We start from the raw sequence: 14,027 nt of genomic DNA, 5'->3' as shown, positions 1-14,027 counted from the left end.
TATTCTTGGCCTTTTGGAAGCTGTGATAGCGAAGGCGTTGGAAAATTAACGAAATCTTTATCATAAGTTCTTAAGCTTGAGGGGGTTCTCAGTGCAGGCACTGCGTGGCAGTGGCGCGCGTGCGTTCATCTCAGTGGAACGGCCATGCTTTCGACCTTCACGACCTACCAGCTCTATACGCGCGATCAGTCCCGGGTGATGGACCGCATCGCTGCCGACCCCGTCAACAAGCGGCTCGCCGACTATTATCGCGAGAACATCGGCAAGGTGACGTCCATCGACGAGTTCATGGGCGACTACAAGCTCTATTCCTATGCGATGACGGCCTATGGTCTGGAAGACCAGATCGATTCCCGGGCGCTGATCCGCAAGGTGCTGGAAAGCGATCTCGAGGATACCAAGAGCTTCGCCAACAAGCTTTCCGACGAGCGCTACCGCGACTTCGCCAAGGCCTTCAGCTTCGGCGGGGCGACCACCAAGGCCGAGCCTGCCGCCCAGACCAACGCCCAGATGCAGGTGATGGTCGAGAGCTATTCGGAGCACCGGGTCAAGGCCGGGCAGGCGATCGCCGGCAATGCCAACTACTTCATGGAAACCATCGGCAAGGTCACGACGGTCAGCCAGTTCCTGGCCGACGAGAAGCTGTTCACCGTCGCCCTCGAGGCTGCGGGCATCGACGCCTCGGTCGCCTCGGAAAGCTTCATCCGCGACGTCCTCACCGGCACCAAGGCCGACGAAATGTCGAAGAAGGGCGACGACCGCTATCTGCTTCTGGCGGCGATGTTGCCCTTCGACGAGAACGGCCGGGCGCCGGCCGATGGCCTGCAATCGGCTTCGGAGAGGAACAGCACGGCCTATCTGTACTACCAGCAGAAGGGCCTCGAGGTCTCGCCACAAGCCGCCGCGCTGCAGGTTTCCTACTACGAAGCCGAAATCGGCAACGTCGCGACCGCCGACGACATCATCGGAAACCCCCGGCTTTTCCAGGTCGCGCTGACGTCGGTCGGCCTCGATCCCTCGATCGAATCCCCCGCCTTCGTCTGGAACGTCCTGACCAGCGACCTGTCCGACCCGAAAAGCGTCGTCAACAAGATGTCCGAGGCGACGACGACCGACAAGACGCGCAAGGAGCAGTACATCGCCCTTGCCAGGATGTTCCAGTTCCAGACGGACGGGAGCCTCGCGGACGGCGCCGGCGCCCAGACCGCGGACGCGGTCGGCGCGCTGACCGAGGGCTATCTGGACAAATACGCCAATCGCACCGCCACTGCCGACAAGCTGAGCGCTTCGCTCTATGCGGCGAACATCAAGAACGTCACGACCGTCACCGGCTTCCTCGCCAATGCCGCCGTCTACGACTACGCGCTGAAGGCCGTCGGACTCGACCCGGAAACGGCGAGCAAGTCGACGATCATGCGGGTGCTGCGCAGCGACCCCTCCGACCCGTCGAGCTATGCCGCAAGGCTCGGTGACGACCGATACGTTCGTCTGGCGGCCGCCTTCAACTTCGGCAGCGACGGCAAGCTTGCCGACATTCGCCGCGTCCAGACCGAAACCGCCCAGGGCGCCACGATCGACCGCTACCTCGAGCGCGTCGACGAAGACGACGACAAGGCCGCCGTCACCACCGCCGTCCAGGATTCCCAGGCCTTCAAGACGGCGATGCGCTCGATCACCACGGTCGACGAATTCATCGCCGACGAGACTGCATTCGACTATGCGATGAAGGCGATCGGCTTCAATCCCGACACCCAGAACGCCGACGTCATCCGCCGGGTTTTGACGAGCGACCTTTCCGATCCGAACAGCTTCGTCAACAAGCTGAAGATACCGGCCTACACGGCGCTTGCGCAGGCCTTCGACGTCGATGCCTATGGCAAGATCTCGCTCGCCACCAACGACGACGGCAGCTCGCGCATGGTCGAGACCTATTTCGGCAAGGTGCTCGGGAGGACCAACACCGACCTCGTCGAAGCAGCCCGCGGAATCCTCGCCTACAACGTCGCCCTGCCGAGCGTCGCGACGATGGACGACTTCCTGGCCGATGGCGACGTCGTGACCTTCGCCCTGAAGGCCTTCGACCTCGATGGCGAAAAACTGACGAAGGCCGACATCCGGGCGATCCTGACCAGCGATCTGTCCGACCCCGACAGCGTCGCCGGCAAATACGGCGACAAGCGCTATCTGGAATTTGCCGCCGCGTTCAATTTCGACACCGACGGCACGATCGAGCGGGACGCCACGCGCGTCCAGTCGGTCACCGACATGCTGACCACGCAGGACCTCTATCTTCGGCAGAGGATGGAGGAGGAGGCGGGCGGCGAGAGCAACGGGGTACGTCTCGCGCTGTATTTCAAGCGCTCGGCCGCGGACATCGAGAATGTCTACGAATTCCTCGCCGACGACGCGCTCCTGGAATTCGTCAAGACGACCTTCGGGCTGCCGGACGAGTTCTCCTCGAGCGACATCGACGTGCAGGCACGCAATCTGGGAAAGAAGATCGATCTCGACCAGTTGTCCGACACGAAATATGTCGAGCGCATGGTCAACCGGTTTCTCGCCATGTACGACCTGGCGAACGACACGAGTTCCGGCACCAGCCCGGCACTGGCGATCCTCGGCAGCTCGTCCTCCTACCTCTGATCGCCGCCGCACGGGCGGTATCCGACCGGGCAGAGGCGGGCCGGCGCCCTACGTGGTGACGCGTCACGGCGCTGCGCCAGGTGGGAACCGCTCTCATCGCTCCTTCACTCGCCTCGGCGTTGCGACATCGGCCGCGCCATCCGGGTTTCGGAGCAGGCCCGCGCGGGCCGACGAAAAAGGCGGTGAACCCTAGGGTTCACCGCCTGTCCTCGATCTCTTCTCGCCTTTCCGGTCAGCGGACGCGGATGACGGCGCCGCTGTCGCGGTCGATGTCGACCCTGATCCGATGGCCACGGCGGTCGGTGCCCGCCACGCGGTAGGTCTGCCGGGTCTTCGTCACCGCTCCGACGTCGCGCATTCCCTGGCGGCGGGCGATGCGGATCGCCTCGCGTTCGGAGACGCCCTCGCGCACGTCGCGGCGATGGTCCCGGCGATAATAGTCGTCGCGGTCGCCGCGGCGCCGCATGTCTTCCTGCGGAACGATCCTGACGCCGTCACGGCCGATCTGGATCTGCTGTGACAGTGCCGGCGTCGCCATCGCGAGAGCCGATGCCACGATCACGCCGTGGGCCCAATAAGATCTGCGCATGCTCAGTCTCCTCCGCCGACGGTCCAGTCGGCTCACGATGGATGAAAGTGGAGGATAAACTGCTGATTTTGCGAATGGTTCCGCTGCGAAATGTCGCATGACAGCCACAGTTTCGCGGTCGTGCCGGCAGGATCGGAATTCTCCGTCGCGGGTCGCAGGAGGAGGCGCAGGCGGCATCGGACGAACCCGGGGGCGACCGGTTGAAACTGGGGCCGGACTGCGATGGGCCTGATCTCTCCCCTCGCGGGGGAGATGCCGGCAGGCAGAGGGGTGCGAATCCGCACCAAACGGTTCGAAGATGGCGCGTCACCCCCCTCTGGGTTGCCACCCATCTCCCCCGCAAAGGGGGAGATCGAAGCGTCGCCGAGGGCGCTTCCTTCAAGCGCTTACCCTGCGGACGAGACGGCACCGCCTGCGCCGGGCTTCAGGCCAGATACTGTCCGCCGTTTGCCGACAGCGTCGCGCCGGTGATGAAGCCGGCGTCGTCCGAGACGAGGAAGACGACGCAGCGCGCGATCTCCTCCGGCTCGCCGAGTCGTCCGACCGGGATGTTGGCGACGATCTGCTTTTCCATGACGTCGGGCGGAATCGTCGCCATCATGTCGGTGTTGATGTAGCCGGGGCAGATGGCGTTGACGGTGATGTTCTTGCGCGCGCCTTCCTGGGCCAAGGCCTTGGTGAAGCCGATGTCGCCGGCCTTGGCGGCGGAATAGTTCGCCTGGCCCATCTGGCCCTTCTGGCCGTTGATCGAGGAGATGTTGACGATCCGGCCGAAGGAGCGGGCGCGCATCCCCTCCCAGACCGGCCGCGTCATGTTGAAGAGGCCGTTGAGATTGGTGTTGATCACCGCCTGCCAGTGGTCCGGCGTCATCTTGTGGAACATCGCGTCGCGGGTGATGCCGGCGTTGTTCACCAGGATGTCGACGGGGCCGAGATGTGCCTCGACCTTGGCGATGCCTTCGACGCAGGCGTCGTAGGACGCGACGTCCCACTTGTAGACCGAAATGCCGGTCTCCTCCTTGAAGGCGTTCGCCCGCTCGTCGTTGCCGGCATAGGTGGCGGCGACGTTGTGGCCGGCGGCCTTCAGAGCCTTCGAGATTGCCGCGCCGATGCCGCGCGAACCACCCGTGACGATTGCAGTTCTGGCCATTGGTCCTCCCTTTCGATGGACCCGCCGGGCGATTGATCGATGCCGACGGTAACCTTCGTGGGAGAGACTAGGGGCGACGAGCGGCCGTGGCTAGCCGCAATTCGCGGGATTTGCGCGCATGGTCCGGGAATCGGCCGCAACCAGATGAGCGGTCGCGCCGAAGGCTTGGCGAAACGCCTTTCCGTCCTCGACGCCCGCGTCCCAGGTGGCGAGGATCTTGCCGTGATCGGTGAAATCGATCTTGTCCGCCGGCACGGCCCGGGACGGCTCGACATAGACGCGGTGCGGATGCTCCGGCATGTTGCGGAACTTGCGGGTGAGGAGCACGAGCGTGCGACCGCGATTGCCGCTCGGCATCGGCGCCTTCGACGTCATGCCCCCGTCGATCACCTTCCGGCCGTTCCAGCCTTGCAGGTTGAACACCGGCGGGATGACGGCGGCGTTGCAGATGAGGTCGATCAGCATGCCGTCGCGGGCCGCCTGCCGCGCGTCGACGAGTTCCTGATGGGCGCCGAGCTTTTCGGGAAAGACCACATGCGGGGTCGAGCGGATGGCGAGATCGGCGAGATAGGCCGCCATCATCGGGAAGGTGGTCAGTTTCGGAAAGCCGCTGTGCGGCGGATGGGCGAGCAGCACCTCGAAACAGGGGCCGTCGGCGATCCGTGCCACCGCCTCGTCGTCGAGGGTCTCGCGCACCACTTCGCGATACATCTGCTGGTGTGGCGTGAGACCGTTCTTCTCAAACTCGTTCCAGTCGATCGAGACGTTGGAGTCGCGCTCGTCGAAGGCGGCGCCCATCACCTCCAGCAGCTTTTCGTCCCGGTCGCCGATGAAGCAGGCGGCCGACAACGCGCCGCCGGAAACGCCCGCGATGCGCTCCGGCTTCAGATCAAGCGGCCGGCGCACCGTTTCCAGGAAGCCGCCATGCCAGAAGCATCGCGTGCCGCCGCCGGAAAAGACGAGCTGTTCGAAGGGGGCTTCGAGCAGATCAGCACTCCTTTCAAGTTTCTCTGCCGGCGACCTGGCGCCAGATCACACCCTCTCGAAGCACATGGCGACACCCATGCCGCCGCCGATGCAGAGCGTCGCGAGGCCCTTCTTGGCGTTGCGGCGCTGCATCTCGAAGAGCAGGGTGTTGAGGATGCGGTTGCCGGAGGCGCCGATCGGGTGGCCGATGGCGATGGCGCCGCCATTGACGTTGACGATGTCCGGGTTCCAGCCGAGATCCTTGTTGACCGCGCAGGCCTGGGCCGCGAAGGCTTCGTTCGCCTCGACGAGATCGAGGTCGTCGACCGACCAGCCGGCCTTTTCCAGGGCCTTCTTCGAGGCCGGGATCGGGCCGGTGCCCATGATCGCCGGGTCGACGCCGGCGGTCGCCCAGGAAACGATGCGGACCATCGGGGTCAGGCCGCGCTTTTCGGCCTCGGCTTCGCTCATCAGCACGGTTGCGGCGGCGCCGTCATTGATGCCCGAGGCGTTGGCGGCGGTCACCGAGCCTTCCTTGTCGAAGGCGGGGCGCAGCTTGCCGACCGAATCCATCGTCACGCCGTGCTTGATGTATTCGTCCTTGTCGACGACGGTGTCGCCCTTGCGGCCCTTGACCGTGAAGGGGACGATCTCGTCCTGGAACTTGCCCGCCTTCTGGGCGGCCTCGGCCTTGTTCTGGCTCTTCACCGCGAACTCGTCCTGGATCTCGCGGGTGAGCTGCCACTGGCGGGCGACGTTTTCCGCCGTGTTGCCCATGTGATAGCCGTTGAAGGCGTCGATCAGACCGTCCTTCAGCATGGTGTCGACCATCTTCAGGTCGCCCATCTTCTGCCCGGCCCGGAGATAGGCGGCGTGGGGCGCCATCGACATCGATTCCTGGCCGCCGGCGACGATCACCTTGGCATCGCCCATGGCAATCTGCTGCATGCCGATGGCGACGGTGCGAAGGCCCGAGCCGCAGAGCTGGTTGAGCGCCCAAGCGGTGGTCTCCTTGGGGCAGCCGGCAGCCATCGCCGCCTGACGGGCCGGATTCTGGCCCTCGGCGGCGGTGAGGATCTGGCCCATGATGACCTCGTCCACCTCGCCCGCGTCGACCTTGGCCCGCGACAGCGCTTCCTTGATGGCGGCCGCGCCGAGTTCGTGGGCGGGAACCTGCGCGAAGGCGCCGTTGAACGAACCGACCGGCGTACGCGCGGCGCCGACGATCACCACGGATTGCGTATTGCTCATTGTCATTTCCTCCGCCGTTCGCGTCTTCGCCCTTCAGATAGGGCTCGGCCACGAAGGCAAAAGGGGCTGCATTCGTCAAGCCGGGGTCGGAAGGGCGACGCGCGTCGCTCGTGCCGCAATCCCTCCGGGGGCCGGTCCGGGGCGGGCGAAGCCTCGTCCGTCCGGCCATTCGCCCTTTCGAGCCCACGGCAAGGCTCGACTGCCCTTCCGACAGGGGACCGCTCTCCGGAGAGCCGTTGCGGCAGGGCTCGGCGGTTTCGCGTCTGCGAAGCAGCCGCGAACCATAGAACCATTTGGAATATACGCCGAATTGTGCCTATCATTTATGCGGCGCACATGAGCGTCCGCACAAAAGCGCGGCGCTTTGCGAAGTCGGCGGGTTCGAAGGAGTTGCCAATGGCCAGAAGCGACGAAGTGACGGTCATCAAGAAATACGCCAACCGGCGGCTCTACAACACCGGAACCAGCACCTACGTGACCCTCGAAAACCTGGCCGTCATGGTCAAGAACAACGAGGACTTCGTCGTTCAGGACGCCAAGACCGGCGAGGACATCACCCGCTCGGTGCTGACCCAGATCATCTTCGAGCAGGAGAACAAGGGCGGCCAGAACATGATGCCGATCGCCTTCCTCCGGCAGCTGATCCGCTTTTACGGCGACCAGATGCAGATGGTCATCCCCGGCTATCTCGAACACTCGATGTCGGCCTTCGCCAAGGAGCAGGAGGCGTTTCGCGATCAGATGTCCGGCGCCATGACCCAGACGCCGATGAAGATCATGGAAGCGCAGGTCCGGCGGAACACCGAGATGTTCCGCAAGGCGATGACGATGTTCAACCCCTTCGTCGCCAGCGCGATGGGCGAGCCCGAGCCTGGAACGGGCGAGCACAGCGCCAACGGCCTCGGCGGTCAGACCCGCGACGACGATCTCAAGGCGATGCGCGAGCAGCTCCAGCGCATGCAGGAGCGGCTCGAGGCGCTGGACGACAAGAAGGACGCCTGAGGCCCGGGCGGCGCCTCCCGAGAGCTTGCCGGCGGGTCGCGCTCGGACCCGCTCAGGGCCCTTCCTCCGCGAAGGCCTTGATGAGATGATGGGCGATGGCGTAGGGCTTCGGCACCATCAGCCCGTCCGGATGGGCGCCTGAAAGCATCGCCCGGACCTCGTCGCGGGAGAACCAGCGGCAGGCCTCGAGTTCCGTCGTGTCGAAGGTGATGTCGCGGCTGGTCGCCAGCCCCAGGCAACCGATCATCAGATTGCTCGGAAACGGCCAGGGCTGCGAGGCGAGGAAGGTGATCTCGCCGACGGCGACGCCTGCCTCTTCCATGGTCTCGCGGCGCACCGCGTCCTCCAGCGTTTCGCCCGGTTCGACGAAGCCGGCGAGGCAGGACCAGAAGTTTTCCGCAAAGCGCGGCTGGCGGCCGAGGATGCAGCGGCCGGCGCCGTCGTGGACGAGCATGATCGTCACCGGGTCGGTGCGCGGGAAGACGACGTTGTCGCAGGCCGTGCATTCGCGCCGATAACCTGCCGCGGCCGAACGCGTCGGCCGTCCGCAGACGCCGCAGAATTGGGTCTTGGCGTGCCAGCCGATGAGATGGGCTGCCTGCGCGAGCCGGCCTTCCGTGTCGGGATCGAGCCGCCCTTCCATGGCGATGCCGCGAAGGTCCATGGCCGCGATGCCGGCCCCGTCCTCGTCGGCGGTGGCTGCGACGAGCGCGGCGAGGGCCGGTCGGCCGGCCGCATCGAAGCCGAGCAGGATCGCCTCGTTGAGGTCCGCGGCGAGCGCCTGCGCCTCGGAAACCGAAAATCGCGCGTCGAGTGCCGGCCCTTCGGTCTTCACCAGCCATTTACCGCCGGCCGAGAGGTAAAGGCCGGCCCCGTCGTCGGCGAGGGCGGCGGCAAGGCTCTCCGCCGTCCGCAACTCGCCGTCCCGGCGCAGCGAATTGCGGGAAAAGCCGGTCCGCGTGCTGATCTCCGAAACGGCGGATTGTCCTTCGTTCTCGCTCATCCGTGGTCTCCGCTCGTGGCGTGAATGCGTCATGTGATACCGTCCGCGACATCCAGCGGCTGGAAGGCCGAATTCGGCGTGACGACGGAAATCGTCTCGTCGGGATGCCGTTCCGGCGTTCGGGCGGCTGCTTGGCAGCGGAAATCCCATGCCGGAGCGAATCGCGATGCTGTCCCGTGCCGCTGCTATCGGCTCGAAAGCACCGTCTCCGCAAGCCCGTCGCGCATCGTCGCGAGCGCCTGGTCGTCATAGGGCTCGGCCTGCCCGAAGCCCCAGACGGGGCCGGGCCAGCCCGGATCCCCGGCGCGTCTGGCGATCACGTGGACGTGCAGCATCGACACCATGTTGCCGAGCGAGCCGACGTTGATCTTGTCGGCGCCGGCGTAGCCTTTCAACGCCTTGGCGACCATGCAGGTCTCGAAGGTCAGCGTCGTCTGGTCGAGGGGCGTGAGATCGTGCAGTTCGCTGACGCCGCTCCGTTGCGGAACGAGGATCAGCCACGGCCAGCGGCGATCCTTCATCAGGCGGACCGTGCAGAGGCCGAGCGTGGCGACCTCCACGGTATCGGCCGCAAGTCGCGGGTCGAGTTGGAACTGGTGCATCGGGTCGGTTGCCTCCCGTCGGTCCTTTTCGGTAGCCCCGCTTGCAATTAGGCGTCTTTTCGCCGATATGGAGCCCCGGGAGGTTGGTGGTGGACGAGCCACTCGCCAACCGGGTCAGGTCCGGAAGGAAGCAGCCCCAACGAGCTATGGCACGGGTCATCGTGCCAGCCTCCCACCTTCTTTTCCAGCCGCGATCTATTCCTCTGCGCCGACGGTCCGTCCTTCGCCGTGCAGAGGCGCGGCGGGTCAGGTTCGGTTGGGAGCGATCGAAGCCTCGCGGTCTATTTCGTTCTATCCCGTTCTTCCCCACCCGATCGCTGCAGGAATGGCCGAGCCACGACGCCATTGCTTTCGACTGACAAAGACCAGTCCGAACCTTCAAAATCCCCGCCCTCGTTCGAACTTCAGGAGATGCCGGTCGCTCGCCGGGCCGCTCTCGCGACGCCAAAATTCCCCAGTCGCGGCGCAGCGGTCGACCCGGGCGCAATCTTCGCGTAAGTTTGGCGGCGCAGGAGAAGCCGCTCATGGCGTGCGGCGCGACGAAGATGCGGCATGCGGCAGTTTCGGCGCCCTGTCGGACGGCTCCGAACGGATCGCCTCCGGCCGTGAAAGGGCCTATCTCCCGAAGAGGGTGTGAGCCCTTCAACATCTGGCACGAAGAAGCGGATCACACGATGTACACTCGCCTCACCGTCCTGACGATTCTGATCGCGCTGTTCGGTCTCGGCATGAGCTACCTCGCCCAGCGGACGACCCAGGCAACCTCCACCAGTTTCGTCGCCTCGGTCTCGGGCGGCACCTGCGACTATTCCTCGGGAACGCTCTGCCGCATCAATCGCGCGGGACCCGGCGCCCAGGCGAAATTTTGAGGCATCCGCCGTCTTACCGGCGCCATCGACCGGCATTACAACTCGGGCCATGACAGCCTTCGACACTCCGACCGAACATTTCCCCATCGTATCCCCCGAAGTGGCGCCCCCGCGACCGTTCGCCAACGCCGACGACGCGGTGGCGGAGCTGCGGCGTCTCTACGATCGGTCGGTCGCCTTCCTTGCGAAAAGCTTCGACGACGTTCTGGCGAGCGCCAGCGCTTCGCGGCGCTACAGGGCCTTCTATCCGGAAGTCTCCGTGACCACCCGCACCCATGCCCGGGTGGATTCGCGGCTCGCCTTCGGCCACGTGCCGCTGCCGGGCGACTATGCCGCGACGATCACCCGGCCCGATCTCTTCGATCGCTATCTCGTCGAGCAACTCGATCTCATCCTGAAGAACCACGGCCAGCCCGTGCATGTCGGCGATTCGTCGACGCCGATCCCTTTGCATTTCGCCTTGCCGGAAGGTGCCTATGTCGACGGCGGCATGGCCGAGAAGCTCGATCACCCCTTGCGGGACGTCTTCGACGTTCCCGATCTCGGCGCCACCGACGACCGGATCGTCAACGGCACCTTCGAACCGTATCCCGGCGAACGTCTGCCGCTCGCCCCCTTCACGGCCCAGCGCGTCGACTATTCGCTGCACCGCCTCGCCCACTACACCGCGACGCGGCCGCGGCATTTCCAGAACTTCGTCCTGTTCACCAACTACCAGTTCTATGTCGACGAGTTCTGCCTGCGGGCGCGCGAGATGATGCGCGGCGGTGGCGAGGGCTATCAGGAGTTCGTCGAGCCCGGCGACGTCGTGACGCCGGCCGGCTTCGAGCTGCCGGTATCGGGAACCGCGCCGCTCCGCCTGCCGCAGATGCCGGCCTACCATCTCAAGCGCGCCGACGGCCACGGCATCACCATGATCAACATCGGCGTCGGGCCGTCCAACGCCAAGACCATCACCGATCACGTCGCGGTGCTGCGCCCGCATGCCTGGCTGATGCTCGGCCACTGTGCCGGCCTCAGGAACAGCCAGGCGCTCGGCGACTACGTCCTCGCCCATGCCTATGTGCGCGAGGATCACGTCCTCGATGCCGACCTGCCGCTCTGGGTGCCGATCCCGGCGCTGGCCGAGGTGCAGGTGGCGCTGGAAAAGGCGGTGGAGGAGGTGACCGGCCTGTCGGGATATGATCTGAAGAAGATCATGCGCACGGGCACCGTCGCCACCATCGACAACCGCAACTGGGAGCTTCGCGACCAGCGCGAGCCGGTGCAGCGGCTGTCGCAGTCGCGGGCGATCGCCCTCGACATGGAATCGGCGACGATCGCCGCCAACGGCTTCCGCTTCCGCGTTCCCTACGGCACGCTGCTCTGCGTTTCCGACAAGCCGCTGCATGGCGAGCTGAAGCTGCCCGGCATGGCGACGGAGTTCTACAAGCGGCAGGTCGCCCAGCATCTGGAGATCGGCATGCGGGCGCTGGAACTGATGAGCGAGCTGCCGTCGGAGCGGGTGCATTCGCGCAAGCTGCGCTCCTTCTTCGAGACGGCGTTCCAATGACGGTGGATCGACCCCGTTGACGACGTCGCTGTCCCGCATCACGACCAGCCTCCTCCTCGGCGCGTCGCTGATCGTCGCGGCCGCGCTCGTCGCCGGCTTCTTCGGCAGGGCGGTGCCGTTCTTCGATTCGCTCGCCCAGTTCCGGGCTCATCTGACCGTCGCACTGTTCGGGCTCGCCCTTTGCCTGATCGTCCTCAGGAGCGTCGCGGCGGCGACGATCGCGGCCATCGTGGCGGCCTATGCGGCGGTCTCCGTTTCGCCCTTCCTGGTGCCGCGGCCGGCGGCCGAGCCGGCTCGGCCGGGGCCCGACGAAACGGCGCTGGTCGGGCGCGGCCCGCTGAAGCTCCTGCAGATGAACCTTCGCTACGACGCCGACCCCGTTCGCGCGGTGACCACCATCGCGCGGCTCGATCCGGACGTCCTGACGCTGCAGGAGATCAACCGGCGGTGGGTCGAGGCGCTGGAGCCGCTGCGCTCCGGCTATCCCTACAGCGCCTTCTGCGGCGTCACCGGGGCCGCCGGCGGGCTCGCGATCCTGTCGCGCATCCCGTTCGCCCGGGAGGATGCGGTCTGCCGCGACGGCGACGGCTTCCTCGCCCGCCGCCTCGATCTCGGCAACGGCGCCGGGCTCACGGTCGTTTCGGAGCATCTCGAGTGGCCGTGGCCGTTCCGCCAGGGTCGGCAGGTCGCGGCCCTCGGAACGGAGGTGCTGCCGAAACTCCGGATGCCGGTGCTCATCGCCGGGGACTTCAACGCCGCGCCGTGGAGCGCCACGGTTCAGCGTTACGCCGAGGCGTCGCGCACGAGGCCCGCGACCGGCATCGGCCCGACCTGGCTGACGGGCGCACTGCCCGATCCGCTGCGGCCACTCGTCGGGCTGCCGCTCGACAACGTCCTCGCCTCGCACGGCGTGCGCCTCCTCTCCCTGACGCGCCAGGAGGCGACCGCCTCCGACCATCTTCCCATCCTCGTCGCCTTCGACGTCCCGGCAGCGTCTGGCGGCGACGTCGCTCCGGCGCGTTTCGTCGGTCGGGACGCCGCCCGCTGAGGGGGCGCCACCTTTCGCCGGGCCTTCCGCGGCGCACAACGAAAGGCCACTGGACACCATTTGTCATATAATAGTATTCATGCCCGTCCGGTGAGGAGGCCGGCTGTTTTCGGGAGGAATTCATGACGTTGTTCAAGACGCTTGCCGGTGCCGTGGCGATCGCCGGCCTCATGGCAGGTTCGGCATCGGCCGCCGACATGACGGTCGGCTTCTCGCAGATCGGATCGGAATCGGGCTGGCGCGCCGCCGAGACGACGCTGACCAAGGAGCAGGCCGAAAAGCGCGGCATCGACCTCAAATTCGCCGACGCCCAGCAGAAGCAGGAAAACCAGATCAAGGCGATCCGCTCCTTCGTCGCGCAAGGGGTGGACGCGATCCTGCTCGCGCCGGTCGTCGCGACCGGTTGGGACCAGGTGCTGGAAGAGGCCAAGGACGCCGAGATCCCGGTGGTGCTGCTCGACCGCCAGGTGGATTCGTCGGACGATCTCTACCTCACCGCCGTCGGCTCGGATCTCGAGCATGAGGGCGAGGTCGCGGGCGACTGGCTGGTGAAGGAGGTCGGCGACAAGGATTGCAACGTCGTCGAGCTGCAGGGCACCACCGGTTCCTCGCCGGCGATCAAGCGCAAGGCGGGCTTCGAAAAGGCGATCTCCGGCCACGACAACGTCAAGATCGTCCGCTCGCAGACCGGCGACTTCACCCGCACCAAGGGCAAGGAAGTCATGGAAAGCTTCCTGAAGGCGGAGAACGGCGGCAAGGACATCTGCGCCCTCTACGCCCACAACGACGACATGGCCGTCGGCGCGATCCAGGCGATCAAGGAAGCCGGCTTGAAGCCGGGCTCCGACATTCTCGTCGTCTCGATCGACGCGGTGCCGGACATCTTCCTCGCCATGGCGAACGGCGAGGCCAACGCCACGGTCGAGCTGACCCCGAACATGGCGGGCCCGGCCTTCGACGCGCTGGAAGCCTACAAGAAGGACGGCAAGGAGCCGCCGAAGTTCATCCAGACGGAATCGAAGCTCTACACCCAGTCCGACGATCCGAAGGCCATCTACGAAGAGAAGAAGAACCAGGGCTACTGAGCCGGAATCGGTTCCGTCGGCCGGCCGGCTTTCTGGACATAGGCCGGTCGACGTCTTTTCTCGGCGCGTTTCCGGGCGGAAGCCGGTTTTGCGGGCTCCGGCCGGAAGCGCGGATATTGCAGCGGGCGCTCCGCCACCGCCGGTCATGACGCGGGAACGATCCGAATTCCGGAAAATCGTGTCCGCCGAGGTTCGCCGCATCCATCATGACGGGATCGGCCCGACCGAACCCTGGATGCGGCGATCCGGGTGGTGGAGTACCGCTTC

12 protein-coding genes and 1 other RNA gene are annotated in these 14,027 nt (G+C 65.9%); 7 read left to right on the top strand and 6 right to left on the bottom strand.

Features of this window, described 5'->3' with window-relative positions; genetic code table 11:
- Positions 1–144 precede the first annotated feature (144 nt).
- Positions 145–2,643 (top strand): DUF1217 domain-containing protein, encoded by a 2,499-nt coding sequence (locus LZD57_RS14085; protein ID WP_233720116.1) that lies wholly within the window; start codon positions 145–147, stop codon positions 2,641–2,643.
- A gap of 232 nt (positions 2,644–2,875) precedes the next feature.
- On the opposite strand, the gene LZD57_RS14080 is transcribed toward LZD57_RS14085, so the two are convergent.
- The 4 genes from LZD57_RS14080 to LZD57_RS14065 all read right to left on the bottom strand — a co-directional run bounded on the left by LZD57_RS14080 (position 2,876) and on the right by LZD57_RS14065 (position 6,599).
- A complete protein-coding gene (locus LZD57_RS14080) occupies positions 2,876–3,232 on the bottom strand; it encodes a PepSY domain-containing protein (RefSeq protein ID WP_233720115.1) in 357 nt (118 codons plus the stop codon).
- Between the two features lie 424 nt (positions 3,233–3,656).
- Positions 3,657–4,382: an acetoacetyl-CoA reductase gene (gene phbB / locus LZD57_RS14075; protein ID WP_233720114.1), complete on the bottom strand. Its 726-nt coding sequence runs from the start codon at positions 4,380–4,382 to the stop codon at positions 3,657–3,659.
- 90 nt (positions 4,383–4,472) lie between these two features.
- A complete protein-coding gene (locus tag LZD57_RS14070; protein WP_255699959.1) occupies positions 4,473–5,369 on the bottom strand; it encodes a patatin-like phospholipase family protein in 897 nt (298 codons plus the stop codon).
- A 45-nt stretch (positions 5,370–5,414) separates the two neighbouring features.
- Entirely contained in the window at positions 5,415–6,599 is a 1,185-nt protein-coding gene (locus LZD57_RS14065; RefSeq protein WP_233720112.1) for an acetyl-CoA C-acetyltransferase, read from the bottom strand.
- A gap of 396 nt (positions 6,600–6,995) precedes the next feature.
- On the opposite strand from LZD57_RS14065, the gene phaR reads away from it, so the two are divergent.
- The gene (phaR, locus tag LZD57_RS14060) at positions 6,996–7,601 is read left to right on the top strand and encodes a polyhydroxyalkanoate synthesis repressor PhaR (RefSeq protein ID WP_233720111.1); all 606 of its coding nucleotides are present in this window, start codon (positions 6,996–6,998) and stop codon (positions 7,599–7,601) included.
- A 52-nt stretch (positions 7,602–7,653) separates the two neighbouring features.
- Here phaR and nudC read toward each other — a convergent pair whose 3' ends face one another.
- Together nudC and LZD57_RS14050 are read right to left on the bottom strand one after the other, a co-directional pair.
- Positions 7,654–8,604, bottom strand: coding sequence for an NAD(+) diphosphatase (gene nudC / locus LZD57_RS14055; protein WP_233720110.1), 951 nt, complete (start codon positions 8,602–8,604; stop codon positions 7,654–7,656).
- Between the two features lie 185 nt (positions 8,605–8,789).
- Positions 8,790–9,206: an HIT domain-containing protein gene (locus LZD57_RS14050; RefSeq protein WP_233720109.1), complete on the bottom strand. Its 417-nt coding sequence runs from the start codon at positions 9,204–9,206 to the stop codon at positions 8,790–8,792.
- Between the two features lie 78 nt (positions 9,207–9,284).
- Here LZD57_RS14050 and ffs point away from each other — a divergent pair.
- The 5 genes from ffs (at position 9,285) to ytfQ (ending at position 13,760) form a co-directional block, all read left to right on the top strand.
- Positions 9,285–9,382: signal recognition particle sRNA small type (gene ffs / locus LZD57_RS14045), an RNA gene on the top strand.
- A gap of 498 nt (positions 9,383–9,880) precedes the next feature.
- Entirely contained in the window at positions 9,881–10,075 is a 195-nt protein-coding gene (locus LZD57_RS14040) for a hypothetical protein (RefSeq protein WP_233720108.1), read from the top strand.
- A 34-nt stretch (positions 10,076–10,109) separates the two neighbouring features.
- Positions 10,110–11,627: an AMP nucleosidase gene (locus LZD57_RS14035; RefSeq protein WP_420844815.1), complete on the top strand. Its 1,518-nt coding sequence runs from the start codon at positions 10,110–10,112 to the stop codon at positions 11,625–11,627.
- 16 nt (positions 11,628–11,643) lie between these two features.
- Complete coding sequence (locus tag LZD57_RS14030) at positions 11,644–12,675, top strand: endonuclease/exonuclease/phosphatase family protein (RefSeq protein WP_233720106.1); 1,032 nt, start codon at positions 11,644–11,646, stop codon at positions 12,673–12,675.
- A 122-nt stretch (positions 12,676–12,797) separates the two neighbouring features.
- A complete protein-coding gene (gene ytfQ / locus LZD57_RS14025) occupies positions 12,798–13,760 on the top strand; it encodes a galactofuranose ABC transporter, galactofuranose-binding protein YtfQ (protein WP_233720105.1) in 963 nt (320 codons plus the stop codon).
- Positions 13,761–14,027 lie beyond the last annotated feature (267 nt).

The sequence above is a fragment of the Jiella avicenniae genome (genome assembly GCF_021390325.1).
Taxonomy (GTDB): domain Bacteria; phylum Pseudomonadota; class Alphaproteobacteria; order Rhizobiales; family Rhizobiaceae; genus Jiella; species Jiella avicenniae.
Note: the sequence above shows the minus strand (reverse complement) of the source record. Positions and strands in the feature narration are given on the sequence as shown.